The organism is Natronococcus amylolyticus DSM 10524, from assembly GCF_000337675.1.
GTDB classification, from domain to species: Archaea; Halobacteriota; Halobacteria; order Halobacteriales; family Natrialbaceae; genus Natronococcus; species Natronococcus amylolyticus.
The window spans coordinates 1-26,519 of record NZ_AOIB01000005.1 but is presented as its reverse complement, the minus strand read 5'-3'; the positions used below and the strand labels follow the sequence as shown (position 1 = coordinate 26,519).

Below are 26,519 nucleotides of genomic sequence, written 5' to 3'. Positions count from 1 at the left end.
AGCTGTGCGAGGGATGAGGGAGGGAGCGCTGTGACCGAACGAATCGGATGGGGAGGGTGTGGAAATTTCCCGTTGTCAGCCTGGGCAGAACGCTCAATTCAGTTTCGGTAACACGTCCAGTGTCGGTTTTCCGACACCACGTTCGCTTCTGCTCCCTAAACCTCGTCGCGATCGGTAAACGAGTAGCGCCGTGCGATCTCCCCGTCCTCGAACTCGTGGAAGTCCGCGAAGGCGAAGGCGACGTCCTCGCCGCCCTGGCGACCCGTAAACGTCCCTCGTACGGCGACCGTGTCGCCCTGGACGACCAGGTCGTCGACCTCGTGGCTGCCCTCCTCGAGCGGCCGCTCCTCGAGGTAGAACTCCCGGAGTTCCGCTCGGCCCTCGATCGCACCCTGTCCCGGACGCTCGTAGCGGACGTCCTCGGCGAACAGCGCGACGAGGTCGTCGTAGCGTTCGTCGTCGACGGTGTCGTAGTACTCCCGGACCACCGTTTCTGGTTCGCGGTCGGCCATACCGGAGCTACGGGTCCCAGCACGTAGTTCCTGCGTTCGGTGGTCCCGAACGTCCTCGATTCCTTGCGGGATGCTGCGGCAATGGCAATACACTTCTTTCCGCCCCACCCAGATCGGGGCATGAGCACCGTCACGTCCGACCAGCAGCAGTCGCTCGCCGACGTCGTGGTCGTCGACTACGGCCTCGGCAACCTCCGCAGCGTCACCCGCGGGCTCGAGCGCGCGGGCGCCGACGTCGAGATCACCGACGATCCCGAGGCGTTCGCCGACGCCGACGGGGTCGTCCTGCCCGGCGTGGGCGCGTTCCGCGAGGGCGTCGAAAACGCCGACCCGCTCCGGGAGGACTTACTCGAGGTCGCCGACTCCGGCACGCCGCTGTTCGGGATCTGTCTCGGCATGCAGATGCTGCTGACGACCAGCGAGGAGGGAGCGAACGAGGGCGAGTCCGCGGTGCAGGGACTCGACCTGATTCCCGGAACGAACGTCCGCTTCGCCGAGGGCCAGAAGGTCCCCCACATGGGCTGGAACCAGCTGTCGGTCGAGCGCGACCACCCCCTCGTGAGAGGAGTCGACGGCGTCGAGTCGGAAAGCCAACGAGAGGACGGATCCGCCGCTGGCGGATCCGTCGACGGCCGGTACGCCTACTTCGTCCACTCCTACTACGCGGTTCCCGACAACGAGGACGCCACGGTGGCGTCGACCGACTACGAAATCGACTTTCCCGCAATCGTCGCGAACGAAGCCGGCAACGTCTTCGGTACCCAGTTCCACCCCGAGAAGAGCGGCGAGACGGGCCTGAGAATCCTTCGGAACTTCGTCGAGATCTGTAGCGAGGAGTAGCGGTCCAGGACTCGCGATCTCGAGTAACGTTTTAAGATCGTTCGCACGGCACTGAGAGCCATGTACGCCATCCTCACGGACGACCGCGACCTCGCTCGAGCCGGGGTCGGCGACCGAAGCTACTACTTCACGGAGTACGTCGACGGACGTCGGCAGGAGCCACTCGAGGGAGCGGTCAGCTCCGTCGCCTGCTGGGGTGACACAGCGACGGTCCGCGACGAACCTGAGCGGGCGGCCGTCGACGCCGACGGAACGCGGGCCGCGCCCGACGTCGAGGGCCACCACTGGGGCACCGTCTGTCCGACCGATCCGGACTACCGCGAGGGGCTGCTCGAGCGGCTGGGAGGAATCGAGGGCGACGTTCGGCTGACGACGCTTGGCTTTCCTGGACCGGGGTTCTGTCGGTGCGAGCGCTGCGACCGACGGTTCGGACGAAGTGGGTTCGACGAGCGCGACGCGTGGCGAGCCGATGTCCTTACGGCCTTCGTCGCGGAGGTCGCGAGCCGGGTCGACGGCGATCTGACCGCGACGCTGTACCCCGATCCCTACCCGGGGAACCTCCGGGCGCGTGCAGGGATCGAGCCGGAGGCGCTCGCGACCCACGTCGACGGCTTCCTCGTCCCGCTCTGTGACCCCGGTTACGGGACGAGCTACTGGGTCGAGTCGCTGGCTCGCGGGTTCGCGCGTCGCCTCGAGGGACTCGAGGTCTCGCTTTCGATCCAGCTGTCGGGAGCGGAGATCGACCCCGAGCGACTCGCGGGGGTCACGCGGCGGGTCGAACGCCACGCGGACGAGATCGTCTACGGCACGTACCCGGACGACGCTGCGACGGTTCGGGAGGCGATCGAACGACTGCGCGAGGAGAAGGCAACGCCTGCCTGAACCGGGGCCGTGAGCGAAACCGCTGGGAACTCGTGAGGAAGGTCGTCGCTCGGGGGCGTTCGGAGATCGATGAACCGCCTGTGGACTCAGGTGGGCGAGCCAACTGCGGACGTGAAAGTGGAAGAGACACACCCCGCGTTGCCGCTGTATAGCTCACGGAGAGGAGACGGGGTGGAAGACCGGACGGTCGCTGCGTGGAGGGGAAACCACCTCTCGAGCGGTCGTGAGACTTCACGACCCGCGATTTGGATTATCACTTCCCGACCAAGGGCGTCGATCCGCCCGGCAGGGCTCTTCGCTACGGATATCACCATACCTAAATACCATCACTGAGTCAAAGTCCATTAGCAGTATCGAACGTTACTTCGGTCGATCGTATCGAACGAGGAGAGGACTCGAGTCGAATCCGGGGTTCGGACTCGGGCCGGGTTCCGTTTCGGTCGCGACCTCCGACTTGTCACTCGAGCCCGCGGTGCTTGTCACTCGAGTCTGGGCTGGGAGTCTCCGTGAAGTTCCTCGCGGTCGGACGGGTCTTTCGTTGTGTGGCTATCGACGGCCGTTTCGAGGCACCTGCGATCCGTTTCGGAAGCTTCCCGGTATCCCTCGACGATATCGTGCAGCAGTCGAAGTCGGCGTCCGCTATCGCGTCGCCGCGAACGCCGGTTCTCGAGTACCCTCCGTTTCGACTCCCCCACCTCCGTCCTGTTACAGCGGCACTGCGGGGTGTGTGTGTATCTATACAGCGGCACCGAGGGGTGAGAAGCGAGCGAGTACGACCGTCTACCGAGAAATTTGTCCACATACAGAAGAACTCCGGTGTGTGCCCGCTCCTCGAGCCCCGTCGGAGAGGCTGCAGGCTCGCCCATCCGCTCGCCAATACAGCGGCATCGAGGGGTGGTCTCGACCCCATCTTGCACAGCGCCTCGCTACGAGAGGCCCGTTCATACAGCGGCACCGTGGGGTGTTTCCTCGAGCACCCCCCGACCAACTTACCGCGAGAGACACACTCATACAGCGGCACTCCGGAGTCCCCGGACGGCCTATACAGCGGCATCGAGGGGTGTCGTTCCCGTTTCTCAGAACGCGACACAACGAAACCGAGGGAATTACAGCGGCAATCCGGTTCCGAACGTTTACAAGCACCCCCTCCCGATAGTCGGAGTAGCTGAATGTCGGATTCGATGGACTACTTCGGCAGCGAAACCGAGATTTTCCGGAACAAGGAGCTGCTGCAGGTGTCACACCTCCCCGACGGCGACCGTATCATCGGTCGCGAGGACGAGTTGACGAACCTCGCGAACGCGATCAAACCGGCCACGCGGGGAAACACGCCGAACAACGTCCTCGTCTACGGGAAGACCGGGACCGGCAAGTCGCTGTGTTCGAAGTTCATCACGAATCAGGCGATCGACCGCGCCGAGGGTAACGACATCTCGATCGGCGTCGCCTACGTCGACTGCCTCCAGGAGTCGACGGAAACCCAGGCCGTCCAGTCGACGGCTCACCAGCTCAACGACCAGCCCGAGACGGGGATCTCGATCCCCCACTCGGGACTGAGCACCGCCGAGTACTACCGTCGGCTCTGGCGAATCGTCGACACCGAGTACGACGTCGCGCTGATCATTCTGGACGAAGTCGACAAGATCGAGGACGACGACATCCTGATGCAGCTCTCCCGGGCGGTCGAATCCGGCAAACTCACCGACAGCACGGTCGGCGTCATCGGCATCTCGAACAAGGTCCGGTACAAGGACTCGCTGGACGAGCGGATCAAGTCGAGCCTCTGTGAACGCGAGTACGTCTTCTCGCCGTACGACGCCTCACAGATCCGCGAGATCCTGCGCTCCCGCTCGGATGCCTTCCACGACGGCGTCCTCGAGGACGGCGTCGTCCCCCGCGTCGCCGCCCTCGCCGCACGCGAACACGGCGACGCGCGCAAGGCGATCGACATCCTCCGCTTTGCTGGCGAGATCGCCGAAGAGGACGACCTCGAGGCGGTCACCGAGGCCTGCGTCGACCACGCTCACGAGCGCGAGGAGACCAGCCGGCTGGCCGAACTCATCTCGAAGAGCCCGAGCCACGCGAAGCTCGTCCTCGAGGCGATGGCACTGCTTACCCAGCAGAAAGAAGGCGAGGACGCACCGGTGACGACCAACGAGGCCTACGACCTCTACAAGCGCCTCTGTGACCGGGACCGATCGGATCACCTGAAGCTCCGGCGGGTGCGGGATATCCTCTCGGAGCTCGAGTTCCTCTCGATCATCGAACAGGAGCGCAAGTGGGCGGGGAAGGGGAAGGGAAACTACATGGAAAACCGGCTGATCGACGATCCGGAGGTCATCATTGCGGCCTGTAACGAGTCCGACTAACAGTTCTGACTCCGACGAGCGGTTCCACCTCGCACGTGCGGTTTTCAGAGCAGTTCACGGACGTCGGAGTACCACATATCGTGGTAGTCGACATGGCCGACGCGACGGGCGATCGCCACCGCGAGGGCGTGCCAGCACAGCTCCGTGGGATCGTCGTCGTCCAGGTTGTACTCGCTGTCCTTGCAGGTACAGCCGCCGTCCTCGACGATGTACTCGTCGTCGTAACCGACGACGATCGTAAAGTCGCGGTAGGACTTCACGCGGTGTTCGCCGACCGCCTCGATGGCGCGAACCCCGCGGTCGCCGTGGATCGTTGAGACCCGGTCGACGATCTCCGGCGTGAGCTCGCCGGTCTCCTCGAGTCGGGCCTGCCAGCGCTCGACGGGGTTCGCTTCCGACACGTCCGGAATTCGGGAACGGACCGTCAAATCGGTTTGGTTGTTCGCCCGGGACCGACCGGGGGATNGATCGGTGTCGGTCGCTCGGCCGACGAGAGAATGCGGATCCCGTCGATGGAGAGAACGCGGATCTCGTCGACGAAAGCGTCGCTCAGCGTCCGAAAGAAACCGAGAAAGGGCTTCGGCGCGCGAGGCGGACGTGCTACTCGTCTTCGCCGTCCTCGTCGTCGGTCTCGTCGCCCGCCTCGTCTTCATCGTCCTCGTCATCTGCTTCACCGTTCTCGTCGTCGGTCTCCTCCTCTTCGTCATCCGCTTCGTCTTCACCGTCTTCCTCGCCGGCCTCTTCCTCGTCTTCGACCTCGGAGTCGGGCGTCGCGCCCTCGAGGACGATCGTCTCCTCTTCGTCTTCCTCTTTCTCGAGTGTAACGGTCTCCTCGACGTCGTCGAACTCGCCGTCCTCGCTTTCGACAGTGATCGTGTACTCGCCCTCGTGGAGGAGGTTGACGTCCGAGAGTTCGCCGTCCTCGATCTCTTCGGCGTGGGTGGAGCTGTAGTCCTCCTCTTCGTGTTCGATCAGGACGCTGAACCCGGTCGAAACCGGCTCGCCGTCCTCGGTCTCGAAGAAAAGCGTGAGGGCGCCGGGGTCGTCCGTCTCGAACGTGTCGTCGTCGCCGTTGTCGCCGTTCTCGTCGTCGTCGTCCGAACAGCCGGCAAGTCCGACCGCGGTCAGGGCCGCGGCAGTCGTCGTGAACTGTCGCCGGGTGAGCGGTTGTCGTTCCATACGCTATCACGTTCGGTCCGCGTGATAAATTTTCAGATTTCCTACCTATTGGGTGTTGATACCATTCACCATTCCCATGCGAGAGCCCGCGAGCCTGACGGAAGATCACGCGCTTTTTCGACCTCCGCGGACGAGAGACGGTATGCGCGTCACCGAGGGCGGAATCGAGCTCGAGGTCCCCGGGGAACAGACCGAGGGGATCGAGGAGTCGGTGTTCTACAATCCGCGACAGGAGCTGAACCGGGATCTGACGATCGCGACGCTGCGGGCCTACCGCGAGCGCGAGCCGCGCGCCGAGTCGTACCTCGACGCCATGACCGCGAGCGGCGTTCGCGGGACGCGCGCCGCCGCGGACGGCTGGGATGTCACGTGCTGTGATGTCGACGAGGAGGCCGTCTCCCTCGCCCGCGGAAACCTCGAGCGAAACGGCTGTGAGGCGACCGTTCGCAACCGCGACGTCAACGCCCTCATGCACGAGGACGTCTTCGACGTGATCGACCTCGACCCCTACGGGACGCCGATGCCGTTCGCCGACGCCGCGTTCGCGAACTGCCGGGATCTGGTCTGTGTCACCGCGACCGACACGGCACCGCTGTGTGGCGCCCACTTCAACAGCGGCGTCCGCTCCTACTCCGCGGTGCCACAGAACACCGACTACCACGCCGAGATGGGCGTTCGGATCCTGTTGTCGGCGCTTGCGAGAAGCGGGGCCCGCTTCGACGTCGGCGTCGAGCCGATCCTGACCCACGCGACGAGTCACTACGTCCGGACCTACCTCGAGCTCGAGCACAAACCGACCGCGGCCGACGCCGCCCTCGAGGAGCTGGGCTACCTCTCTCACTGCGAGGACTGTCTGTATCGCGAGGCGAGTCCGGGACTGATCGCCGACCCGCTCGAGCGCTGCCCGTACTGTGACGGCACCCGGATCCTCGTCGCCGGTCCGGTCTGGCTCGGTCCGATCCGCGACCGGGCGTTCGTCGCCGACGTTCGCGAGCGCGTTCCCGAGTCGTTCGGCACCGCCGGAAAGGCTCGAGAGCTGTGCGAGACGCTCGAGGCCGAACTCGACGAGCCGACCCACTACGACCAGCACAAGCTCTGTCGCAACTGGGGGCTGCCCGCGAACGCGATGGACGACTTCCTCGCCGATCTCCGGGAAGCCGGTTACGACGCCTCGAGAGCCCACTACGGCGGAACGACGTTCAAGACCGACGCTTCGGTCGGGGAGATCCGGGCGGCGACTGCGGATTCGCTGGAGTAGTCCGACCCGGTCTCAATCCGTCCGTCGAACCGAACGCCAATCGCCCGTTTCGGCAGGCGCTGCAGGCCAGTGCCACACGACCGCATATTTGAGTTCGACCCGAACGTACCCTCGTGCTCGACTACAGCCGCGCGCACGAGCTCGGAACACGGCTCGTCCGACTGGCCAGACAGGAGCAGCTGACGCTTCTGGCGGCCGGGGTCGCCTTCTACGCGTTTCTCTCGCTCGCGCCGTTAGCACTGCTCTCGCTGGCGCTTGCGGCCTCGGTCGGCGGAGAAGCGCTCGCGGCACAGGTGACCGACACGACCGAGGACGTACTGACACCGTCGGCACAGGCACTCCTCACAGAGACGATCGTCGACGAGACGGGCCAACAGGGTGCGACCGTCGTCGGGGCACTCGGTCTCCTCTGGGGCTCGAGCCGCGTGTTCCGTGGCCTCGATCGCGCCTTCTCGTCGGTGTACGGTACCGTGGCTTCGAAGTCGCTGATCGATACGTTCTGGGACGCGACGATCGCCGCCGCCGCGATCGTGATCGGGCTCTCGATCGTCACCGGTATCGAACTGGCGGTTCGATTCGTCCCCTTTACTGGACACCTCGTCCTCGGCCCGCTGTTCGTCCTGCTGGGGCTGATCGCCGCCTTCCTGCCGCTGTACATGATCTTTCCCGACGCGAACGTCGACGTTCGCGAGGCGCTTCCCGGAACGCTCCTTGCGGCGGTGGGATGGTTCGTCCTCAGTCGCGTGTTCTCGCTGTACGCGGGCCTCGCCGGGCAGTACGCCGTCTACGGAGCGCTCGGTGCCGTCTTTCTCGTTCTCGTCTGGCTGTACGCCGGAGCGATCATCCTCGTCTTCGGGGCGACCCTCAACGCGGTGCTCGCGGATCGGGAACTGGATCGGCAGCTACAAAGTCCCCGCCCTCGACAGCTTTCGACAGAAGCGATGACTGACGACGCCACGGGTGCCGACGAGGGGACCACGAGAGATCGTCCGGATCCGGACGATGCGGATCGGACGAGGACGTACTCGAGCGCCCGCACTCGCGATCGGGCGGACGACGCCGACGCGCTCCGCGAGGAGATCGAACGGCTCCGCGACCGGGTCGACGAGTTCGAGACGTCGGTCGAGCGACGCACCGTCGAGAAGGAGTCGCTCGAGGCTGAACTGAAACGGTACGTCCGTCGTCGGGTGCGACGCGGCCACGCCCACGGCTGGGGTCCCTACCTCGTCTTGTTGTACGGAACGGCGATGTCGATCGCGGCGTTTTACTTTCTCAGCGGGGGCTGGGCGATCCTGGCGCTACTGGTCGTCTTTACCTCGACGCTCGGGCTGTACGTCCTGATGGTGTTGCTCGGTGCCGGCCTCACCGTCCTCGGCGTTCCCGGCCGCATCCGAAACGCGATCGGCGAGCGACGGTCCTGAGAACAGACCGAACCGGACAGACCGTTGATTATAACCTCCCGTCCGCTGTAGGTGCTTCCGATGTGGTTCGAGTCGACGCGGGTCGAAGCCGTCAGGGATGCGTTCCCTGAGTGGCTGGCGTTTCTCGTCGCCTTTCTCTCTCATCTCGGCAGCGTCTGGTTCGTCGCGCCAGCGGTCGTCCTCGCGTTCTGGTATCTCGACCCTCGCCGGTTCGCCTCCTGGATCGGGATCGTGCTGGGGTGTTACGCCGTCATGATCGGGCTTAAGGGGTACTTCGAGACGCCACGGCCCGGCGTCGACCCTGCGGTCGCGGTCGAGTCACTCCCCCTGCCGGTCGCGCTCGTCTACGCCCCCGCCGTCGAGATCAGCACCTCGAGCTTTCCGAGCGGCCACGCGATGGCCGCGGTCGTGATCTGGACGATGCTCGCGCTCGAACTCGACGTCGGGACGCGGCGCCAGCGAATCGCAACCGCGGTCGCGATGGTCGGACTCGTCTCGCTCTCGCGGGTCGTCGTCGGCGTCCACTTCCCCGTCGACGTCGTCGTCGGGACGCTGGTCGGTCTCGGATACGTCGCGGCGATGCTAGCGATCCGACGTCGGATGCGGACTCGAGGCCGTCACGCGGCCACGACCGCCGTCTTCGCGATCGGCGTCGTCCTGGCGTTACTCGCGCTGGTGACCGACGGCCGAACCGATGCCGCCGCCCTGTTCGGCGGGTCGATCGGTGCCACACTCGCCTGGCGGTACGTGACGCCGCCGCGGGAGCCCTGGGATCGGACGCTTCGAGGGGCACTCCCGGCCGTGCTCGGGTCGGGGCTGCTCGGCGGAATCGCCCTGACGCTGCTCGTCGTCGACAGCCATCTCGTCTGGTTTCTCGTCGGGCTGATCGGTGGCGCAGTCGTCGTTGGCCTCCCCGCACTCGCCGCGACGCGATCGTCGGTCGCCGCGTTCCGGCAGCCGGCAAGCTAACGTCGCGTTCCCTATTCTGCGCGACGAGGCCTCGTCTCTCCGTTCGACCGAACTCCGAGCGACGTCGCGCAGTGCGTTCGAAATAAGCGGCGTGGATGTTCCCGCTTGTTAGCTTTCTCGGCTCGCTCCCCGAGCATCCCCATTACTAATTCTCACTGGTTCGAGCAAATCACTCGTCTACGGCTCGAAGTTGGATGTTCGTAAACTTCTAAAGGGCAGGGTGTGAGGAATTATGTGATGACGTACGAAAATCTCGACGCGAAGCTAGTAAACGCCCTTTTGGGCGACGGGCGGGCGAGCCTCCGGAGCCTCGCCGAGGAGCTCGACGTCTCGGTGACGACGGTCTCGAATCATCTCTCGGATCTCGAGGACGAAGGCGTGATCGAGGGGTACACGCCGCGAGTCAACTACGACGCGGTCGGTTACGACGTCACCGCCGTTATCCAGCTGCAGGTCGAGGGGAACGCCCTTCCCGACATCACGGACACGCTCCGGGAACACCGACAGATGACCAGCGTCTACGAGGTCACTGGCGACTACGACGTCATCGCCATCGGTAAGTTCAAAGATACCGACGGGATGAACGACCAGATCAAGCAGCTCCTGACCGATCCGGACATCAAAGCGTCGAACACGAGCGTCGTCCTCAACGCCGTCTCCGAGAACGAGCAGTTCGAACTCGAGATCGAGGACGCCTGAAAGGGCCTGCCGTCCTCGTCCGCCTTTCTCGTCCGAGCTCTCAGTCATCGCTCTCGAGCAGCGCCTCGGCCGCTCGCTCGCGGTCGCCCGCCTGGGCCGCCCACAGTCGGGCGTACGTCCCGTCCCGCTCGAGGAGCTCCTCGTGCGCTCCCCGTTCGACGACCCAGCCGTCCTCGAGGACGAGGATCAGGTCGGCGTCCTTGATCGTCGATAAGCGGTGTGCGATCGCCAGCGTCGTCCGATCCTCGGTGAGCCGGTCGATCGACCGCTGGATCTCGAGTTCGGTCTTCGTGTCGACGGCGCTGGTCGCCTCGTCGAGGATGAGCACCTCGGGATCGGCGAGCACGGCCCGGGCGAGCGCGATCCGCTGACGCTGGCCGCCCGAGAGCTTGATGCCGCGCTCACCGACGCGGGTCTCGTACCCCTCGGGAAGCTCGGCGATGAACTCGTGGGCTTGCGCTGCCCTCGCTGCGTCCCGAACCGCGTCGTCGGACGCCTCGAAGTGACCGTACCGAACGTTCTCGGCGATCGTGCCGTCGAAGAGGAACGTGTCCTGGCTGACGTAGCCGACGGCCGACCGCAGATCGGCGAGCGCGACGTCGCGAACGTCGTGGCCGTCGATCCGCACCGACCCCTCCTGGACGTCGTAGAGCCGCAACAGGAGTTTCAGCAGCGTCGACTTCCCGGCCCCGGTCGGGCCGACGAACGCCACCGTCTGGCCCGGCTCGGCCTCGAAGGAGACGTCCTCGAGGACGGGTTCCTCGAACGCAGCGTCCGAATCTCCGTCCGCGTCGGCGTGCTCGGTATCGGCGTAGCTGAAGGAGACGTCGTCGTACGCGACCCTGCCCTTCACGGGCTCGAGGGCGACCGGTTCCTCGGGATCGGCGACGTGGACCGGGATGTCCATCAGCCCGAACACTCGCTCGCTCGAGGCCTTGGCGTTCTCGTACTGGTCGACGATGTTCGACACCTCCGCGAGCGGGTCGACGATCCGCTGGGTCAGAAAGAGGAAGACGACGAAGTCGCCGACCGAGAGCGTTCCCGTCAGCGGGCCGGGCGCGGTCCCGGTCGTGAGCCAGAGCCCGCCGACGAGGAAGGTCCCAGCGAAGGCGATCCCCGCGAGCAGCTCCATTCCCGGCCGGTAGACGTAGCTCAATTTCAATACGGCCATCGTCCGATCGAAGAAGTTCCGCGAGGACCGGCGCACGCGATCGACCTCGTGGGCCTCGCTCGAGGTCGCCTTCGTCAAGCCCATCCCCGAAATCGCGTTCTCGAGGCGGGTGTTAAGCCGACCGACAGCCGAACGCTGGCTGACGTAGCGGGGTTCGGCGGCTCGCATGAACCAGATCGTGAAGGCGACCATCGCGGGGATCGCAAACAGCGTCACGAACGCTAGCTGCCAGTTGAGGTAGAAGAGCACGGCGGCGATGCCGCCGACCATCACCAGCAGTCGCGCCGAGTTCATCAGCGCGTCGTCCAGAAATCGCTCGAGGTTCTGCGTGTCGTTGTTCAGCACGGCCATGACCTCGCCGGTCTGTTTCTCGTCGAAGAAGGCCGTGTCGAGGCGCTGCATCTTCTCGAAGCTCTCGACCCGGACGGCGTGCATCACGTCGTGAGCGAACAGGTTGGCCGTGACGCCGTAGATCCAGGTGAAGACGGCGACGACGAGAAACGAGCCGGCGATAGCGACGACCGTAAACCAGAACTGCTCGGCGCTCTCGGTCGGCAGCCAGGCGTCGGGGACGATCGGCAGTTCGAACGGCCCGGCATCGAGGAAGATCGCGTCGATGGCGACGCCGAGGATCAGCGGCGGTACGAGGCTCGCCATCCGCGCGACGAAGTTGGCGAACATCCCCGCCGAGAACCAGCCCAGACGGCCGGGGGCGTACTCGCGAAAGAGCCGCGAGAGGGGGCGATCGACCGCCTCTCGGTAGGCGTCGAACGGGGTCTCGTCGTCGTGGGTACTCACTGACGACCCGCTACTGTTTCGAATCGTAAACGTTCACCGGTTCGACTCGTGGTGACGTGCCACGCTCACCCGAACGTCAGCGGATATAGAGGATAACGGCCCCAAGCGCGAGCAACAGCAGCCCCCACCAGAGCGAGTCACCGGGCATGACCTTGAGGATGAGCGTGACGATACCCGAGGAGAACAGCGACCAGCCGATCGTCGTCTGATATGCCATACTCGTTGTAGTCCGTCGAGCCCAATAGTTCACCGGCCTGCCGCCCCCTCACGGTCGCCGCGGAACCCACCGCGGCACCCGTTCCCGGTACCGCTCGTAGACCTCGCCGTGTTTCGCCGCCAGGTGGGGCTCCTCGTACTCGAGTACGCGGTTGTGAAAGCCGAGCCAGCAGCCCGCGGCCCACCAGGCAACGAGTACCGATCGGTACAGCAGGGCCTGTCCGCCGAGACACAGGAGAACGGCGACGTACATCGGGTTCCGGACGTAGCTGTAGACACCGCTCGTCACCAACTCCTCCGGCTCATCGGTCGGTGACGGCGTCCCCTCGTGTTCGGAAAATCGCCACGCGGTGTGGAGGTACAGGAGGACACCTGCGAGGAGAGAACCGATACCTGTCGCTCGAGCGACGCCCGCCGAAATCGGAAACGCGAGCTGATCGCGCCGGGCCAGCAACTTCGGGATGAGGCCCGCGACGGTACCCGGAACGACGACCGAGAACGCGGCGGTCTTCAGGAGGACGCGTGGCGATGCCATAGCGACGCCTCGACGCGCCAGCGTAAAGCGCTATGGACGCCTCGGCGGTGATACGTTCGAAAAAATCGGAGTGTGATCGGTGACGAGCGGTACGTGGTTCGGACGAGTGAGGGGGCGCTGACGGCCTACTTCACATCGCGCCGCCCATGCCACCCATACCGCCCATGCCGCCCATGCCGCCGCCGGGGGCGCCCTCTTCGTCGCCGCCCTTGTCGGTCGAGAGGTCGCCGGCGGAGATGATGTCGTCGATCTTGAGCACGAGGTTCGCGGCCTCGGCAGCGGAGGTGACGGCCTGGTCCTTGGCGTGAGCCGGTTCGACGACGCCGGCGTCGAAGGTGTCCTCGACGTCGCCCGTGAGGACGTTCAGGCCGGCGGTTACGTCGCCGTCGTCGTGGGCCGCACGCAGGTCGACGAGCGTGTCGATCGAGTCGAGGCCCGCGTTCTCGGCGAGAACTCGGGGAACGAGCTCGAGCGAGTCGGCGAAGGCCTCGACGGCCAGCTGCTCGCGTCCGGAGACGCTGTCGGCGTAGTCACGGAGCCGCGAGGCGAGCTCGACCTCGATGGCGCCGCCGCCGGCCAGCACGCGACCGTCGGAGACGGTCTGGGCGACGACGTCGAGCGCGTCGTTGACGCCGCGCTCGAGCTCGTCGACGACGTGGTCGGTCGAGCCCCGGAGCAGCAGCGTGACGCCGTGGGCGTCCTCGCCCTCGACGTAGAACAGCTCGTCCTCGTCGTCGCGGGTGACGTCGCCGTGGCCGAGGTCGTCGCTGGTGGCGTTCGCGAGGTCGGAGACGATGTTCGCGCCGACGACCTCCTTGAGGAACTCGAGGTCGGACTTCTTCGCGCGGCGGACGGCGAGGATGCCCTCCTTCGCGAGGTAGTGCTGGGCGAGGTCGTCGATGCCCTTCTGGCAGAAGACGACGTCGGCGCCGAGGTCGGCGATCTGCTCGACCTTCTCCTTGAGCTGTTTCTCCTCGCGGTCGAGGAACTTCTGGAGCTGGTCGGGGTCGGTGACGGAGACCTCGGTGTCGACGTCGGCCTCGTCGACCTCGATCGGCGTGTTCAGCAGGAGGATGTCGGCGTCTTCCGCCTCGGTCGGCATGTTGTCGTGGACGGGGTCCTTGTCCACGATGCCGCCCTCGAGCAGGTCGGACTCGCCGGCGCTGCGGCCGGTCTGGGTCTCGATGTTGAGGAACTCGAGGTCGACGACGTTGTCCCCCTCGTCGTTCTCGACGGTGACCTGGCTGATCGCGTCGATGATGAGCTGGGCGAGGTGCTCCTTGTTGACCTCGGTGCCCTTCCCGGTCATCGAGGTCTCGGCGACCGAGCGCAGGAGCTCCTCGTCGCTGGTGTCGACCTCGGTGGCGATATCGTCGATCTCCTCGCGGGCCTGCTCGCTCGCGAGGTGGAAGCCCTTGATGATCGCCGTCGGATGGATATCCTGCTCGAGGAGGTCCTCGGCGTTCTTGAGGAGCTCACCCGCGATCGCGACCGCGGTGGTCGTGCCGTCGCCGGCCTCGTCTTCCTGTGTCTCGGCGACCTCGATGATCATCTCGGCCGTCGGGTTGTCGATGTCCATCTCCCGGAGGATGGTGACGCCGTCGTTGGTGATCGTTACCGACCCCATCGAGTCGACGAGCATCTTGTCCATCCCCTTCGGACCGAGCGTCGAGCGAACGGCCTCGGCGACCGCTCGAGCGGCACGAATGTTGTAGTCCTGCGCGTCCTGGTCCTTGACGCGCTGGGAGTCCTCGCTCATCACGATCATCGGCTGTCCCTGCTGCATTCGCTGGCTCATAGTCAGCCGATTCATTGATTGTCCTTCTACATAAAAGCATCGCTATTGATCGTCGTAGTGCGCTCGGGTCGTTTCCGGCATGACGGCCAAAAACACGGTACTGCGGAGGGATGGAGCCGAGTCGTGCGACAGAATATCACAGCTACCGACGCCGGAGCGGTCCGATACCTTGGCTATATTTAAGTGCTTCCGTGCCAGTCTCACGGGTCGACCGGTTCGACCAGCGACGGCTCGTCCGTGCTCGGGTCGTTGACCGCCGTCGACACCGGGTAGGCTCGCAGGTCGTCGCCCGGATACGGCTGCAGACACGACCGTGGATCGTCGGCGGTCAGCCACTCCCGCTCCCGGCCGGGCTCGAGAATCACCGCCATCCGGTGGTGCAGCCGTGCGACCAGGTCGTTCGGCTCGGTCGTCAGGATGGTAAACGTCTCGAGGGGTCCCTCGTCGGCCCCGCCCTCGAGGCCGCCGCCGAACGCGTCCAACCCGGACTGGGTCGTCTCGGGCTCCCAGCGTTCCCACAGTCCCGCCATCGCGAACGGACGGTCGTCCTCGAAGGCGACCCGGTAGGGCTGTTGCCCACCGTCAGATCGGAGATCCGACGAGGATCGCGAATCTCCGATTCGCTCATCCTCCTCCGTCTCGACCCACTCGTAGAACCCGTCGGCCGGGACGAGACACCGCCGGGACTCGTAGGCCGCCCGAAAGCTCGGCTTCTCGTCGACCGTCTCCGCGCGTGCGTTGATGAGCCCGCCGCTGTCGTCGTCGGCCCACGACGGGATCAGCCCCCACTCGAGCCGGCGGAACTCCTCGGGTTCCTCGTTCGTGATCACCGGCAGCTCCTGGCCCGGCGCCGCGTTGTACCGCGGCTCGAACGGAGACTCCGAGTCGGGGAAGCGGGCGTCGAAGCGCTCCTCGAGCTCCTCTCGGTCGACGAACAGCGTGTAGCGGCCGCACATACGAGCGATTACGTGTCGAACGGGCAAATACGCCCCGCTCGAGGCTCGGTCGGCGATCGTTCCGCCGGGCGAAACGGTCGCCCAAGCGTCGCTTTCCCGACGTTCGAACTCGGTACGTCCCTCGTACTCATCACGACCCTCGTGCTCGAGGCGGGTATGGGAGCGAACGAGAAGTCGGAGTACGAGGCACGGTTCAGCGAGGACGGGTTCTTCGAGGTCCGCGAGTGTTCGGATCCGGACCGCTGGATCGCCTGCGACAGCCCGGTCGAAATCGAGCAGTAGCGCCCGATCGTGACTCGAGAGGGGTCTCGAGAGCAGAGCGGTCGGGCTGCTGTCGCTCGAGGGTTTGCTCGCGGCAGAATACGCCAGGACTGGGATTTGAACCACGGTCGGACGTGCTCACTTCGTTGCGCGCGACCTCTCTGATTCAAATCCCTTCGTTGTCGTTTTTCGCGGTCGATTGACTCGCGTCGCTACGCCCCGCTCGTCGGTGTGAAACGCGAAAAACGCCAGGACTGGGATTTGAACCCAGAATCCCAAAGGGAACACGCTTTCCAGGCGTGCGCCTTACCGTTCGGCCATCCTGGCTCGGGTTATCCTAACCGCGTCCGTCGTTTAACTGTTACGAGACGCGGTCACTCCGTGCGGCGAGTCGTCCAGGCGACGATGCGGTGCTCGAGCAGATAGCTGCCGATCCCCGCGCCGATCCCGACGAGGACGGCCACGAGCGCACCCTGGGCCATCGTCACGAGCCGTTCGACGAACAGGGCGTACCCCTGGACGAGCACCAGAAAGGAGAGCGCGCCGACGAGACCCCACAGCAGCGCTGACTTGGCCCGCCGTGAGAGGCCGAAGAAGCCGTTGGTCGAGGAGCCCATCATCGGTTCTCACTCGAGCGTCCGTCGCGTCGCCCTTACCCCGTTCGATCCTACGCGAGGACGTCGACCTCGTAGCCCTCGTCGCGCAGATCCGCGAGGAACCGCTCGACGTGATCGGTGCCCCGCATCTCGAGTTCGATCTCGACTTCAGTGTCGCTCATCTCGACGTCTCTCGAGGTCCGGTCGTGGTGGATCGCGTAGATGTTCGCCTGGTGGGCGGTCAGGATCGCCAGTAGCTCCTCGAGCGAGCCGGGGCGATCCTTCAGTACCGTCCGAATCTTGAGATACCGGCCCGTCTCGACCAGCCCGCGGACGATGACGTTGCTGAGGGTGTTGAGGTCGATGTTGCCGCCACACAGCGCGGGGACGATCGTCTCGCCCTCGTCGTAGTCGAACTTCTCGAAGAGGACGGCCGCAAGCGGCACCGCACCCGCCCCTTCGACTACCGTCTTCGATCGCTCGAGCAGGTGGACGATCGCCATCGCGATTTCGGGATCGGAGACCGTGACGACCTCGTCGACCCGCTCCTGGATGTAGGGGAACGTCCGTTCGCCGACGCTGCGGGTGGCGATCCCGTCCGCAATCGTGTCCACGCCGTCCAGCGAAACCCGCTCGCCTTTCTCGAGGGAGGGGGCGGCGCTGGAGGCGCCCTCGGCCTGGACGCCGATAACGCGCGCGTCGGGTTTCTTTCCCTTGACCGCCGTCGCGATCCCGCTGATGAGCCCGCCCCCGCCGATCGGGACGACGACGGTGTCGACGTCGGGACAGTCCTCGAGAATCTCGAGGCCGATCGTCCCCTGGCCGGCCATCACGTCCTCGTCGTCGAAGGCGTGGAGGTAGGTGCGGCCCTCCTCGCGTTCGATCTCGTGGGCTCGGTCGGCGGCCTCGCTGTAGTCGGTCCCCTCGAGGACGACCTCGGCGCCGTAGTTTCTGGTCGCCTTGACCTTCGAGATTGGGGCGTGCTGGGGCATGACGATCGTCGCGTCGACACCGGCCCGGGTCGCGGCGAGCGCGACTCCCTGGGCGTGGTTGCCCGCGCTGGCGGTGACGACGCCCGCTTCCTTCTCCGAGGGCGACAGCGTCGCGATCCGGTTGGTCGCCCCGCGGATCTTGAACGCGCCCGTCCGCTGGCTGTTCTCGAGTTTCAGGTGGACCTCGGCGTCGGTCATCGACGAGTAGGTGTACGAGTACTGCAACGGCGTCCGTCTGGAGGTTTCGCGAACCCGATCTTCCGCCTCGAGAATATCCGATAACTGAAGCATACGCTCGAGTAGTGGGCACGTACTGTAAGGATTTACTATCGGGAATAGGTGTATCGGCTACCCCCTCGACCCGATAGTCTGTGTTGCCGGTGGGGCAACACGACAGGGAATACAGGATTGCACGGCGTGTGACCTGCGACTGTAGTCGCGGGTGGAAACACCATAAAACCCATGCACCCGGAGCGGAAGTGAAACCGCAAGAGGGCGCCGCGGTCTATCGGCCGTCAGACGCTGGACCGACGTCCGTCATTCGCTCGTTCGTATCACGACATCCCGGTTCGAAACGTACGTTCGAATCCGGTCCTCGAGCGAGGAGCCGTCGGGCCAGTCGACCCGTTCGGCGACCCCGAGTCGGTCCGGGTCGCCGACGTAGACCCAGACTCCCTCGGCGTCCGGATCCTCGCGTGACACCGGGATCCGCTCGTACAGTCCCCGGTCGACACCCTCGTATCGGTCGAGGGCCTCGAGCCCGCGCTCGTCGACCGAGAGGAGTCGACCCTCGATGCGATCGCCGGGCGCCAGCGTCGGGTACTCGCCCTCGACCCGGTGAAGCCCCTCGAGGACGGCCGTCGAGCCGAGCTCGTACTCCGCGTTCGGGACGCTCCTGAGAACGGCTTCGACCCGATCGGGGTCGGTCAGCGTTCCGTAGACGAACACCGTCTCAGCCGTACGCGTCGTTGCCATGAACCGGTCACTCTCGCGCGTCGCAAAAAGTAGCGCCGGTTTTCTTCGAACGGTAGATCGTTCGGCCGACCGGTCGGCCTACCGCTCCTCGAGGGGGACGAACTCCTGATCCTCGGGGCCCGTGTACCGGGCGCGCGGGCGGATAAGGCGGTTGTCCTCCTGGTACTCGACGACGTGGGCGATCCAGCCGGGGGTGCGGCTCATCGCGAAGATGGGGGTGTAGAGATCGATCGGGATCCCGAGCTGGTAGTAGACCGAGCCGGAGTAGAAGTCGACGTTGGGCGCGATCCCCTTCTCGGCGAGGCCCTGCTCCTCGACCAGGTACTCCTCGATCGTCGTCGTGTAGTCGTACCACTTGCGCTCGCCCTGCTCGGCGAGCTCCTCGCTGCGCTCCTCGAGGATCTTCGCGCGCGGATCCTTGACGTTGTAGACGCGGTGGCCGTAGCCGGGGATGCGACGTCCCTCGTCGATCGCCTGTTCGATCCACTCGCGGTGGTCGAGGTCGCTCTCGTCGATCTCCATGAGAACCTCCATGACGTCCTGGTTGGCGCCGCCGTGGAGCGGTCCGGAGAGGGCGCCGATGCCGCCGGTGACCGCGCTGTAGATGTCGGCCATCGTCGAGCCGATGACCATCGAGGTGAACGTCGAGGCGTTCAGTCCGTGGTCGGCGTGCAGCGTCAGCGCCTGGTCGAACGTCTCGGCGGCCAGTTCGTCGGGTTCCTCGCCCGTCAGCATGTAGAGGAAGTTGGCCGCGAGTCCGAGGTCAGGGTCCGGATCGACCGGCTCCTCGCCGAGGCGGTAGCGCTCGAACGCCGCGAGGACCGTCGGGATCTTGGCGGTGATCCGTCGTCCCTGTCGCCGCGTCGCCTCGAGATCGTCGGGCTCAGCGTCGGCTTCGGGCTCGTACGCCGAGAGCATCGACACGGCCGTCCGCAGCGCCGCCATCGGTCGTTCGTCCGCGTCGGCGAGCTGCTCGATCGTCTCGAGAACGTCGTCGTCGACCGACCGCTCCTCGGTCAGCGACGCGGTAAACGACTCCAGCTCGTCTTCGGTCGGGAGTTCGCCGTGCCAGAGGAGGTAGACGACCTCCTCGTAGCTCGCGCCGCGAGCGAGGTCCTCGATCGAATAGCCACGATAGATCAAGCGTCCGGCATCACCGTCGACCGAGCTGAGCCCGGACTCTGCGACCAGAACTCCCTCCAGCCCTTTCTCGAGATCGTCAACCATACTCGGGCTTTCGTATAGTAATGGAAAAGTATTATCGTTTGCAGTCCCCGGGAACGGGGCCCTCGGCCGTGTCAGAGATTACACTCGTCGAACAGGGAATCGACGTCTGTCGACAGACGTTGGATTGGGGTTGGTGGAGGTCCGGGATCAGGAGTCCTGTCCCAGCTTCGTTCGGTTGATCCGTACGCCCGCGGGAGTGACGATGATCTGATCGTCGCCCTTGCGGACGATGTCGCCGTCGACCTCGTGGGCAACCTGTCGCAGCTCGTCGACGATGTGTTCGACGGTGCTGTCGTTGGTCCGCAGCCGAGTGATATCCGCGAACACGATGTCGCCGTCGTAGACGGCGTCCTTGATGGCGACCGCGTCGGCCTGACCGCTGATCTCGGCGATCCGAACCTGCATCCGCGCCTCGGCCGACTCGGTCGAGATGTCGCCGAGGTCCAGTTCGACGTAATCGTCGGTGGTGGTCGTAGGCTGGCCACCGGTGCCGACGATCTTATCCATGAATCCCATTGACGATATCCTGCGTGGCCGCCAGTATAGTTCTTGCGTCAGACGACGCAGTAGACCGACGCCGCTCCAGAAACTGTTCGTCTCTATCCTTTCCGGGAATACATTACATATATTACTAGTCAAGTATTTATACTATGGTCTGTACGATCATCATGTGATTTGAACACACATGCCCAGTGAAGATTTCGCACGACGGACGGTTCTTCGCGGCGTCGGCGCAGGTATCGCCGGGACGGCCCTCGTCGGACAGGCGTCGGCGACCGACGTCCGGGACGACGAGTACGTCGTCGGCGTCGAGCCCGACAGCGGACTCGAGCAGGCTCGCGAGGCCGCCGACGAGGTTCGGCGGGAGCTCGACTTCGGCTCGATCGGTCGCGCAGTGTCGGGCCGCTTCTCGGAGAACGCGGTCGAGGTCCTGGAGAACAATCCGAACGTTCGCTACGTCGAGCCGAACGGACTGATGTGGGCGCTCGAGCAGGAGACGCCCTACGGTATCGAGCAGGTCGATGCAGACCTCGCGATCGACGAGGGCGAGACGGGCGACGGCGTCAGCGTCGCGGTCATCGATACGGGGATCGACGCCCAGCACGAAACCCTCGAAGCGAACCTCGGCGAGGGGTACGCGACGGAGGACGCCGCGTGTACGACCGACTGCGGTGGTGGTCCATTCGGCGGGGGCAACGATATCGACGACTGTCTCGAGGAGTGGGACGACGACAACGACCATGGCACCCACTGTGCGGGAACCGCGGGCGCAGCAGACGACGGGACCGGCGTGCTGGGCGTCGCACCCGACGCGACGCTGCACGCGGTCAAGGTGCTGCAGTGCGACGGCGGTGGTACCCTCGACGACATCGCCGCGGGGATCCAGTGGTCCGCCGATCAGGGCCACGACGTCCAGAACATGAGCCTCGGTTCCGACACCGACTCCGACGTGGTCAGGGACGCGGTCCAGTACGCCGACGAACGGGGGGTCGTGATGGTTGCAGCCGCCGGTAACGACGGTCCGTGTACTGACTGCGTCGGCTACCCGGCCGCCTACGACGAGGTCATCGCCGTCTCTGCTACCGACGAAGACGACGACCTCGCGGACTTCTCCTCGACCGGCCCCGAAGTCGACATCGCGGCGCCGGGCGTCGACGTGCTCTCGACGATCCCGCGGGACGACTACGACGAGTTCTCCGGGACGTCGATGTCGTCGCCCCACGTGGCCGGCGCGGCCGCGACGCTCATCGCGGCGGGCACCGACCCCGCAGACGTTCGTGCGGAGCTGACGGCCGCAGCCGACGACGTCGGCCTCGACGACAACGAGCAGGGTGCGGGTCGACTGAACGTCGCCGACGCCCTCGACATCGAGGGCAGCGACGACGATGATGACGACGAGGACGACGACGATCCGGCCGACGCCGACCCGGTTATCGACACGTTCGCCGTCGAACGGTCCAGCTCCGGACCGTGGTCGAACGCCGACGTCGACTGGGCGGTCTCCCACGAGGACAGCGCCCTCGAGTCGGTCACCACCGAGCTGCTCGCGGACTCGAACGTCCTCGAGAGCGAGTCGTCGTCGGTCGGCGGTGCGAGCGCCGCCGGCGAGCACGAATTGCGCTCGCGCGACGACCCCGATACCGTCCGCCTGACCGCCGTCGACGAGTCGGGAACCGCGGTGACGGAGACGACCGACTACTGACGAGCCTGCCGGAAACAGCCGTTTTTTGCCGGATCGAGTCGTGTGCCCGACTATGACGTTCAGCATCTGCGTTCGCGAAGCGTACGAGACGCCCGACGGGGAGACACACGACCGGTTCGGGGTCGCGGTCACGACCCGCCTGCCGGGGGTCGGTACGCTCTGTCCGTTCGTCAGCGAGAACGGCGCCGTCGCGACCCAGAGTCTGGTCAACGTCGACCTCGGACGGGACGGGATCCGGTACGTCGACGACGGGCTCGCCGTCGACGACGCGCTCGAGGCCTTGCTCAACGCCGACGACGGCGCGTCCCAGCGCCAGCTCCACGGCGTCGACGCCGACTCGACGTTCGTCTTTTCGGGCGAGGACTGCGAGGGCTGGTTCGGCCACCTCGAGGGCGATCACTACACCGTCGCCGGGAACCTGCTCGTCGGCGAGTCGGTGCTCGAGGCGACTGCCGACGCCTACGCCGAGAGCGCGGTTCACGAGACGACCGACGAGACCGCGGGCGCAGGAGTCGGCGCCGACCCGCTCGCGAAGCGCCTGATCGACGCCCTCGAGGCGGGCCACGGCGAGGGCGGTGACAAACGCGAGGAGCTCCCGATCCAGAGCGCGGCCGTCGTCGTCGAGACGACCGAGGACTACGAGTTCACGCCGTCGTACAACGACCTGCGTGTCGATGCGACGGAGTCGCCGATCGAGGACCTGCGAGAGACGTACGAGCTGGCACTCGAGGGCTACGAGGACACCCTGGAACGGTACGCGGACGCCTTCGAGGAGGACTCCCTCGAGGAGGCCGCGGAGTAACCCGTGGAGCTGATCGAGAACGCGCTCGAGGTCGAGCTCGACGCGTGTCTGGCCCGACCGCTGTTCTGTTTTCTGGCCCAGCGGTCCGATAGCGGGCCCCGGGTCTCCCCGCTGTGGTTCCTGTGGGGGGACCAACGAGTGTGGCTCATCGCCCAGCTCGAGGGGCGCTCGTACCCGGATCGGGTCCAGCAGGATCCCGAGACCGCGCTCGCGGTCGTCGACTTCGACCCCGCGACGGGTCGGGTCGAACACGTCGGGATGCGGGGCACGGCGTCGCTCGAGCCGTACGACGAGAAGCGGGCCGGAGGGCTGCTAGAGAAGTACCTGGGGACGCGCCGCGAGAACTGGCCCGCGGCGTTCGTCGACCTCGATCCCGACGCGTACCGCCTCCTCGAGTTCACACCCGAGACGGTCGTCGCGCGGGACCAGTCGTATCCTGCACCGCCGACTCCGAAGGACTGCGGTTAGCCGGCGAACTCGTAGAGTTCGTCGCCGACGTGGTGCAGCGAGTCGATGACCTTCCCCTCGTTCCCGACCATCTCCGACCCCTCGACGCGGGCCCGGCCGACCGCCAGCACCTTCCCGTGGGACTCCTCGGCGATCAACACGAGGTCGTCGGGCGAGATGTCGTCGGTCGCCTCGGTGATGCCGGGACGCATCACGTCGGCCCCGTCGCTCACAAAGGAGATCGCGCCGCTGTCGACGGTGACCACGTGCTTTTCGGGATCGTACGCGTTCGCGCCACGGACCGTCAGGAACGGTTCCTCGTCGAAAAAGGCGACCTGCGGTTCGCCGTCGATCAGGACGACCTCCCAGTCGTTCTCCTCGAACTCCACGCGTTCGTAGGTGTCTCCCTCCGGGGAGACGCCGAGCTGCGCCGACAGCATCTCCTCGATCTCGGAGATGGCGTCGCTGCGGAGGTGGTGGCGAGACTTGACCTGCATACCCGGGGGGAGGATCGGTCGGAGTATAAAACGCCCGTTCCCGCGACCGACCGCCTCGGTGGAGACGCCGGTCGAACGTCAGGTGTGCCAATCGCTAAGTAGGTTCACGCGATGGTCGATAGTATGTGGTTCTCTCGGAACCGCGATCCGTCCGTTGTCTGTCCCGCGTGCGGATCCGAGATCCCGCGCTCGAGCGCCCGCGAGTACGACAAGTACGGCGACCGGTGGGACCGCGAGAACAAGCGCTTCGAATACCTCTGTAAGCCCTGTTACGGCGAGCTCTGCCACCTCCCACGCGAGGGACTCGAGTCGCTGCTCGTCGAACTCGAGGACGAGGAATACCCCTGGGAAACGTTTCTCACGCAGTACGTCGCCGCCGTCGAGAACCCGGACGGCCGACTCGAGGAGGAGTCCTGAACGTCCCCGTCCCGACACGACTTTGACCCCGACGTTCGTAGGCCAGCCCATGAGCGACGACGCACAGGCCCAGGCCGGTACGGCCGAGGGCCAGGGCCCGGTCGAAATCTCCGAGGAGGTCGCGCGCCACCTCGAGAACAAGCGCGAGGACCTGTTCGAGAAGTTCGAGATCCGCGACGAGTTCCCCGAGGCGGTACTCGAGGAGGCCCGCGAGCGAACGGAGGGCGTTCAGGCCGAGATCGAGGACGAGGTCGACGAACGCGAGGACCTCCGGGAGCTGACGACGTGGACGACCGACCCGATCGACGCCCAGGACTTCGACGACGCGCTCTCGATCGAGGAGCGCGAGGACGAGTACGTCCTCTGGGTCCACATCGCCGACGTCACCCACTACGTCCACCCCGACTCCGAAATGTGGGAGGAGGCCGTCGAGCGCGCCAACACGGTCTACCTGCCGGGGTACACCATCCACATGCTCCCACCCGTCCTCGCGGAGACGGTCTGTTCGCTCGTCCCCAACGAGGATCGGCTCGCCCACACCGTCGAGATGCACCTCGACAAGGAGAACCTCGGCTACGAAAACATCGAGATCTACAAGTCGGTGATCCAGTCCGACGAACGGCTCACCTACACGCAGGCCGAGAATCGACTCGAGGATCCCGACGCGCCGTTACACGAGGAGAACGTTCTCGTCCACGAGGTCGCCGATCAAATGCACGAACAGCGCAAGGAGGACGGCTCGCTCGTCCTGAACCCCGCCCGCGACCGCGCCCACACCATCATCGAGGAGTGTATGCTGAAGGCCAACAAGGCCGTTACGCACGAGCTCATGTGGTCTCGCGGCGTCGAGGCGATGTACCGGGTTCACCCCCAGCCCAGCCCCGACGAGTGGTCGGAGGCCCTGCGAGAGATCCAGGATCTCGAAGGTGTCTCGATCCCCGGCGACAAGTGGGACGATCCCCGGAAGGCGGTCAACGCCACCCTCGAGGAGGCGCCCGGTCGCCAGCTCGACAAAATCCAGTGGGCCGTGATGAAGGTGATGCCCCGCGCGAAGTACATGAACGACCCCTTCGGCGGCCACCACGCGCTGAACTTCGAGATCTACGGCCACTTCACCAGCCCTATCCGTCGCCTGTCGGACCTGATCAACCACTGGATCGTCTACCAGAACGACGTCCCGGAGAACCTGATCGAACTCTGCGATCGGGCCAGCGACAAACAGAAGGACGCAGAGCAGTGTGAACGCGAGTACAAACAGTTCCTCCAGGAGGTCGGCCTCGACCCCGCCGCGGTCAACAACCGGGGAATCGAAGTGGTCGACGACCCCGAGTAACCTCCACCCGTCATCGGGAACGGCCCTCCAATCGCCGTGAGCGGTTTGAGATGCGACTATCGGTGAGTTTCAACTAATGAGAAACTGACAAGTTATTTTATTAGATAGCATATAAATACGGCTGGAGTCTGGATCCCTGTCACACGCTCCACGACTCCGTTTTCCCGTTGCGGTTCACCGATACGTCACCTCGCTTCCCAGTGGACGGAGCGTCCCCTGTTGTCTCACTCGATCTCGATCCGGTGGTCGTCCTCGCGCTTGTCGTCGACGATCGGGAGTCGAACCTCGAGGACGCCGTTGTGGTACGTCGCCGAGATCCCCTCATCGTCGACGGCCGTCGCGATCGGGACCTGTCTGGCGACCCGTCGGGAACGACGCGCCCGGTAGCTCTCCGATCCCTCCTCGGCGTCGGCGTGAGCCCGGACCGACAGCACGCCGTCCCGGAAGGAGAGGTCGATGTCCGCCTTCTCGAAGCCGGGCAGGTCCATCACGAAGACGTACTCGCCGTCCATCTCCTCCAGGTTTGCTACCCCGTGATCCATCGCGGTCGGCTCGGCGGCGTCGGCCCCCTCGATCGCCGGTTGGCCGAACCCGCGATCGTCGGCCGGGAACTCCGCGTCCCAGCTCGAGCGGAACTGGTCGAACATGCGGTCCATCTCGCGGAACATGCGGTTCATTTCATCAAAGGATCTCATAACTGATCGAGATATATAGGCCACAGTTAATAATAAAGATTGCGAGAACCGGGATAGCACGCCGCTACAGCGCCAGATCGCGGGCGTCGGTGTCGTCGACGCAGTCCTGTTCGTCGCCGAGTTCCTCGCAGGCCTCCCGGAGCAGCCCGTCCAGAATTTCGGGCGTCGTTGGGTGGTAGGCTCGCTTGGGCACCTCGCGGACGTCGACTTTCATCTCGACGAGCATCTGCATCGTTTTGGCCATCACGTCGGCGTGGAGGTGGAGCCCCTGAAATCCGAGCACCGTTCCGCCCTCGGCGTCGACGATAATCGTCGCCCGTCCCTCGGGGTGACCCTTCGTTTTGAACACGCCGTCGTCGCTCGCCTCGCGGGTGACGACAATCGTCTTCATCTCCGTCCCGGCTGCCGTCTCGGGCGTGTGGCCGATGCGGGCGAACGGGTACGTTCCCAGCCCGGAGAAGATCACGTGGT

At 65.4% G+C, this 26,519-nt stretch carries 28 protein-coding genes, 1 tRNA gene and 1 pseudogene; 13 read left to right on the top strand and 17 right to left on the bottom strand.

The window, feature by feature from the left end:
- Positions 1-155 precede the first annotated feature (155 nt).
- Positions 156-512: a nuclear transport factor 2 family protein gene (locus C491_RS00675; protein ID WP_005552987.1), complete on the bottom strand. Its 357-nt coding sequence runs from the start codon at positions 510-512 to the stop codon at positions 156-158.
- A gap of 120 nt (positions 513-632) precedes the next feature.
- On the opposite strand from C491_RS00675, the gene hisH reads away from it, so the two are divergent.
- The 3 genes from hisH to C491_RS00660 all read left to right on the top strand — a co-directional run bounded on the left by hisH (position 633) and on the right by C491_RS00660 (position 4,603).
- Positions 633-1,352 (top strand): imidazole glycerol phosphate synthase subunit HisH, encoded by a 720-nt coding sequence (hisH, locus tag C491_RS00670; RefSeq protein ID WP_005552986.1) that lies wholly within the window; start codon positions 633-635, stop codon positions 1,350-1,352.
- Between the two features lie 60 nt (positions 1,353-1,412).
- Positions 1,413-2,234 carry a hypothetical protein gene (locus C491_RS00665; protein ID WP_005552985.1) on the top strand — a complete coding sequence of 274 codons (822 nt, stop codon included), beginning with the start codon at positions 1,413-1,415 and terminating at the stop codon, positions 2,232-2,234.
- A gap of 1,169 nt (positions 2,235-3,403) precedes the next feature.
- Positions 3,404-4,603 (top strand): Cdc6/Cdc18 family protein, encoded by a 1,200-nt coding sequence (locus C491_RS00660; protein WP_005552984.1) that lies wholly within the window; start codon positions 3,404-3,406, stop codon positions 4,601-4,603.
- A 44-nt stretch (positions 4,604-4,647) separates the two neighbouring features.
- Here the strand turns inward: C491_RS00660 and C491_RS00655 are convergent, their stop codons facing one another.
- Both C491_RS00655 and C491_RS00650 read right to left on the bottom strand, forming a co-directional pair.
- Entirely contained in the window at positions 4,648-5,004 is a 357-nt protein-coding gene (locus C491_RS00655; protein WP_005552983.1) for a hypothetical protein, read from the bottom strand.
- 199 nt (positions 5,005-5,203) lie between these two features.
- On the bottom strand, positions 5,204-5,782 hold the full coding sequence (locus C491_RS00650; RefSeq protein ID WP_005552982.1) for a hypothetical protein: 579 nt from the start codon (positions 5,780-5,782) through the stop codon (positions 5,204-5,206).
- Between the two features lie 142 nt (positions 5,783-5,924).
- Here C491_RS00650 and C491_RS00645 point away from each other — a divergent pair, with 142 nt between their 5' ends.
- The 4 genes from C491_RS00645 (at position 5,925) to lrp (ending at position 10,129) form a co-directional block, all read left to right on the top strand.
- A complete protein-coding gene (locus C491_RS00645; RefSeq protein WP_005552981.1) occupies positions 5,925-7,040 on the top strand; it encodes a tRNA (guanine(26)-N(2))-dimethyltransferase in 1,116 nt (371 codons plus the stop codon).
- Between the two features lie 113 nt (positions 7,041-7,153).
- Entirely contained in the window at positions 7,154-8,461 is a 1,308-nt protein-coding gene (locus C491_RS00640; protein WP_005552980.1) for a YihY/virulence factor BrkB family protein, read from the top strand.
- Between the two features lie 60 nt (positions 8,462-8,521).
- Entirely contained in the window at positions 8,522-9,430 is a 909-nt protein-coding gene (locus C491_RS00635; RefSeq protein ID WP_005552979.1) for a phosphatase PAP2 family protein, read from the top strand.
- Positions 9,431-9,667: 237 nt separating this feature from the next.
- Complete coding sequence (lrp, locus tag C491_RS00630) at positions 9,668-10,129, top strand: HTH-type transcriptional regulator Lrp (RefSeq protein WP_005552978.1); 462 nt, start codon at positions 9,668-9,670, stop codon at positions 10,127-10,129.
- Positions 10,130-10,169: 40 nt separating this feature from the next.
- Here lrp and C491_RS00625 read toward each other — a convergent pair whose 3' ends face one another.
- From C491_RS00625 to C491_RS00610, 5 genes are all read right to left on the bottom strand, one after another.
- The gene (locus tag C491_RS00625; RefSeq protein WP_005552977.1) at positions 10,170-12,098 is read right to left on the bottom strand and encodes an ABC transporter ATP-binding protein; all 1,929 of its coding nucleotides are present in this window, start codon (positions 12,096-12,098) and stop codon (positions 10,170-10,172) included.
- Positions 12,099-12,174: 76 nt separating this feature from the next.
- Entirely contained in the window at positions 12,175-12,315 is a 141-nt protein-coding gene (locus C491_RS23065) for a hypothetical protein (protein WP_005552975.1), read from the bottom strand.
- A 48-nt stretch (positions 12,316-12,363) separates the two neighbouring features.
- Positions 12,364-12,849 (bottom strand): methyltransferase family protein, encoded by a 486-nt coding sequence (locus C491_RS00620; protein WP_005552973.1) that lies wholly within the window; start codon positions 12,847-12,849, stop codon positions 12,364-12,366.
- Between the two features lie 130 nt (positions 12,850-12,979).
- Positions 12,980-14,647: a thermosome subunit beta gene (gene thsB / locus C491_RS00615; RefSeq protein ID WP_049891357.1), complete on the bottom strand. Its 1,668-nt coding sequence runs from the start codon at positions 14,645-14,647 to the stop codon at positions 12,980-12,982.
- Positions 14,648-14,847: 200 nt separating this feature from the next.
- On the bottom strand, positions 14,848-15,603 hold the full coding sequence (locus C491_RS00610; protein ID WP_005552970.1) for an SOS response-associated peptidase: 756 nt from the start codon (positions 15,601-15,603) through the stop codon (positions 14,848-14,850).
- A 156-nt stretch (positions 15,604-15,759) separates the two neighbouring features.
- Here C491_RS00610 and C491_RS23925 point away from each other — a divergent pair, with 156 nt between their 5' ends.
- Positions 15,760-15,885 (top strand): hypothetical protein, encoded by a 126-nt coding sequence (locus tag C491_RS23925; RefSeq protein WP_275040000.1) that lies wholly within the window; start codon positions 15,760-15,762, stop codon positions 15,883-15,885.
- Between the two features lie 225 nt (positions 15,886-16,110).
- Here the strand turns inward: C491_RS23925 and C491_RS00600 are convergent.
- From C491_RS00600 to C491_RS00575, 6 genes are all read right to left on the bottom strand, one after another.
- Positions 16,111-16,191 (bottom strand) — tRNA-Ser (locus C491_RS00600).
- Positions 16,192-16,238: 47 nt separating this feature from the next.
- Positions 16,239-16,484 carry a hypothetical protein gene (locus C491_RS00595; RefSeq protein ID WP_005552968.1) on the bottom strand — a complete coding sequence of 82 codons (246 nt, stop codon included), beginning with the start codon at positions 16,482-16,484 and terminating at the stop codon, positions 16,239-16,241.
- A gap of 47 nt (positions 16,485-16,531) precedes the next feature.
- Positions 16,532-17,743, bottom strand: coding sequence for a threonine ammonia-lyase (ilvA, locus tag C491_RS00590; RefSeq protein WP_005552967.1), 1,212 nt, complete (start codon positions 17,741-17,743; stop codon positions 16,532-16,534).
- Positions 17,744-17,989: 246 nt separating this feature from the next.
- On the bottom strand, positions 17,990-18,427 hold the full coding sequence (locus tag C491_RS00585) for a gamma-glutamylcyclotransferase family protein (RefSeq protein WP_005552966.1): 438 nt from the start codon (positions 18,425-18,427) through the stop codon (positions 17,990-17,992).
- A 78-nt stretch (positions 18,428-18,505) separates the two neighbouring features.
- Positions 18,506-19,654, bottom strand: a complete 1,149-nt coding sequence (citZ, locus tag C491_RS00580) for a citrate synthase (protein ID WP_005552965.1) — start codon at positions 19,652-19,654, stop codon at positions 18,506-18,508.
- A gap of 147 nt (positions 19,655-19,801) precedes the next feature.
- Complete coding sequence (locus C491_RS00575) at positions 19,802-20,170, bottom strand: cell division protein SepF (RefSeq protein WP_005552964.1); 369 nt, start codon at positions 20,168-20,170, stop codon at positions 19,802-19,804.
- 169 nt (positions 20,171-20,339) lie between these two features.
- Here C491_RS00575 and C491_RS00570 point away from each other — a divergent pair, with 169 nt between their 5' ends.
- The 3 genes from C491_RS00570 to C491_RS00560 are packed head-to-tail and all read left to right on the top strand — an operon-like array spanning position 20,340 to position 23,127.
- The gene (locus C491_RS00570) at positions 20,340-21,857 is read left to right on the top strand and encodes a S8 family serine peptidase (protein ID WP_005552963.1); all 1,518 of its coding nucleotides are present in this window, start codon (positions 20,340-20,342) and stop codon (positions 21,855-21,857) included.
- A 52-nt stretch (positions 21,858-21,909) separates the two neighbouring features.
- Complete coding sequence (locus C491_RS00565) at positions 21,910-22,659, top strand: DUF1028 domain-containing protein (RefSeq protein WP_005552962.1); 750 nt, start codon at positions 21,910-21,912, stop codon at positions 22,657-22,659.
- 3 nt (positions 22,660-22,662) lie between these two features.
- Complete coding sequence (locus tag C491_RS00560; protein ID WP_005552960.1) at positions 22,663-23,127, top strand: pyridoxamine 5'-phosphate oxidase family protein; 465 nt, start codon at positions 22,663-22,665, stop codon at positions 23,125-23,127.
- On the opposite strand, the gene C491_RS00555 is transcribed toward C491_RS00560, so the two are convergent.
- The gene (locus tag C491_RS00555; protein ID WP_005552959.1) at positions 23,124-23,603 is read right to left on the bottom strand and encodes an RNA-binding protein; all 480 of its coding nucleotides are present in this window, start codon (positions 23,601-23,603) and stop codon (positions 23,124-23,126) included. The genes C491_RS00560 and C491_RS00555 overlap by 4 nt on opposite strands.
- 123 nt (positions 23,604-23,726) lie before the next feature.
- Between C491_RS00555 and C491_RS00550 the strand changes: the two genes are divergently transcribed.
- Together C491_RS00550 and C491_RS00545 are read left to right on the top strand one after the other, a co-directional pair.
- Positions 23,727-24,020, top strand: coding sequence for a DUF7562 family protein (locus C491_RS00550; RefSeq protein WP_005552956.1), 294 nt, complete (start codon positions 23,727-23,729; stop codon positions 24,018-24,020).
- A 49-nt stretch (positions 24,021-24,069) separates the two neighbouring features.
- On the top strand, positions 24,070-25,353 hold the full coding sequence (locus C491_RS00545; protein WP_005552955.1) for an RNB domain-containing ribonuclease: 1,284 nt from the start codon (positions 24,070-24,072) through the stop codon (positions 25,351-25,353).
- A 224-nt stretch (positions 25,354-25,577) separates the two neighbouring features.
- Here the strand turns inward: C491_RS00545 and C491_RS00540 are convergent, their stop codons facing one another.
- Both C491_RS00540 and C491_RS00535 read right to left on the bottom strand, forming a co-directional pair.
- On the bottom strand, positions 25,578-26,030 hold the full coding sequence (locus C491_RS00540; protein WP_005552953.1) for an Hsp20/alpha crystallin family protein: 453 nt from the start codon (positions 26,028-26,030) through the stop codon (positions 25,578-25,580).
- 82 nt (positions 26,031-26,112) lie between these two features.
- Positions 26,113-26,519: pseudogene (locus C491_RS00535) on the bottom strand (NAD(P)/FAD-dependent oxidoreductase); the annotation flags it as partial.

What these genes read in the sequence shown, in the direction of transcription:
- C491_RS00675 (WP_005552987.1), bottom strand. Translation starts at nt 512, where the DNA reads ATGGCCGACCGCGAACCAGAAACGGTGGTCCGGGAGTACTACGACACC.
- hisH (WP_005552986.1), top strand. Translation starts at nt 633, where the DNA reads ATGAGCACCGTCACGTCCGACCAGCAGCAGTCGCTCGCCGACGTCGTG.
- C491_RS00665 (WP_005552985.1), top strand. Translation starts at nt 1,413, where the DNA reads ATGTACGCCATCCTCACGGACGACCGCGACCTCGCTCGAGCCGGGGTC.
- C491_RS00660 (WP_005552984.1), top strand. Translation starts at nt 3,404, where the DNA reads ATGTCGGATTCGATGGACTACTTCGGCAGCGAAACCGAGATTTTCCGG.
- C491_RS00650 (WP_005552982.1), bottom strand. Translation starts at nt 5,782, where the DNA reads ATGGAACGACAACCGCTCACCCGGCGACAGTTCACGACGACTGCCGCG.
- C491_RS00645 (WP_005552981.1), top strand. Translation starts at nt 5,925, where the DNA reads ATGCGCGTCACCGAGGGCGGAATCGAGCTCGAGGTCCCCGGGGAACAG.
- C491_RS00635 (WP_005552979.1), top strand. Translation starts at nt 8,522, where the DNA reads ATGTGGTTCGAGTCGACGCGGGTCGAAGCCGTCAGGGATGCGTTCCCT.
- lrp (WP_005552978.1), top strand. Translation starts at nt 9,668, where the DNA reads ATGACGTACGAAAATCTCGACGCGAAGCTAGTAAACGCCCTTTTGGGC.
- C491_RS23065 (WP_005552975.1), bottom strand. Translation starts at nt 12,315, where the DNA reads ATGGCATATCAGACGACGATCGGCTGGTCGCTGTTCTCCTCGGGTATC.
- C491_RS00620 (WP_005552973.1), bottom strand. Translation starts at nt 12,849, where the DNA reads ATGGCATCGCCACGCGTCCTCCTGAAGACCGCCGCGTTCTCGGTCGTC.
- thsB (WP_049891357.1), bottom strand. Translation starts at nt 14,647, where the DNA reads ATGAGCCAGCGAATGCAGCAGGGACAGCCGATGATCGTGATGAGCGAG.
- C491_RS00610 (WP_005552970.1), bottom strand. Translation starts at nt 15,603, where the DNA reads ATGTGCGGCCGCTACACGCTGTTCGTCGACCGAGAGGAGCTCGAGGAG.
- C491_RS23925 (WP_275040000.1), top strand. Translation starts at nt 15,760, where the DNA reads ATGGGAGCGAACGAGAAGTCGGAGTACGAGGCACGGTTCAGCGAGGAC.
- C491_RS00595 (WP_005552968.1), bottom strand. Translation starts at nt 16,484, where the DNA reads ATGATGGGCTCCTCGACCAACGGCTTCTTCGGCCTCTCACGGCGGGCC.
- ilvA (WP_005552967.1), bottom strand. Translation starts at nt 17,743, where the DNA reads ATGCTTCAGTTATCGGATATTCTCGAGGCGGAAGATCGGGTTCGCGAA.
- C491_RS00585 (WP_005552966.1), bottom strand. Translation starts at nt 18,427, where the DNA reads ATGGCAACGACGCGTACGGCTGAGACGGTGTTCGTCTACGGAACGCTG.
- citZ (WP_005552965.1), bottom strand. Translation starts at nt 19,654, where the DNA reads ATGGTTGACGATCTCGAGAAAGGGCTGGAGGGAGTTCTGGTCGCAGAG.
- C491_RS00575 (WP_005552964.1), bottom strand. Translation starts at nt 20,170, where the DNA reads ATGGGATTCATGGATAAGATCGTCGGCACCGGTGGCCAGCCTACGACC.
- C491_RS00570 (WP_005552963.1), top strand. Translation starts at nt 20,340, where the DNA reads ATGCCCAGTGAAGATTTCGCACGACGGACGGTTCTTCGCGGCGTCGGC.
- C491_RS00565 (WP_005552962.1), top strand. Translation starts at nt 21,910, where the DNA reads ATGACGTTCAGCATCTGCGTTCGCGAAGCGTACGAGACGCCCGACGGG.
- C491_RS00555 (WP_005552959.1), bottom strand. Translation starts at nt 23,603, where the DNA reads ATGCAGGTCAAGTCTCGCCACCACCTCCGCAGCGACGCCATCTCCGAG.
- C491_RS00550 (WP_005552956.1), top strand. Translation starts at nt 23,727, where the DNA reads ATGTGGTTCTCTCGGAACCGCGATCCGTCCGTTGTCTGTCCCGCGTGC.
- C491_RS00545 (WP_005552955.1), top strand. Translation starts at nt 24,070, where the DNA reads ATGAGCGACGACGCACAGGCCCAGGCCGGTACGGCCGAGGGCCAGGGC.
- C491_RS00540 (WP_005552953.1), bottom strand. Translation starts at nt 26,030, where the DNA reads ATGAACCGCATGTTCCGCGAGATGGACCGCATGTTCGACCAGTTCCGC.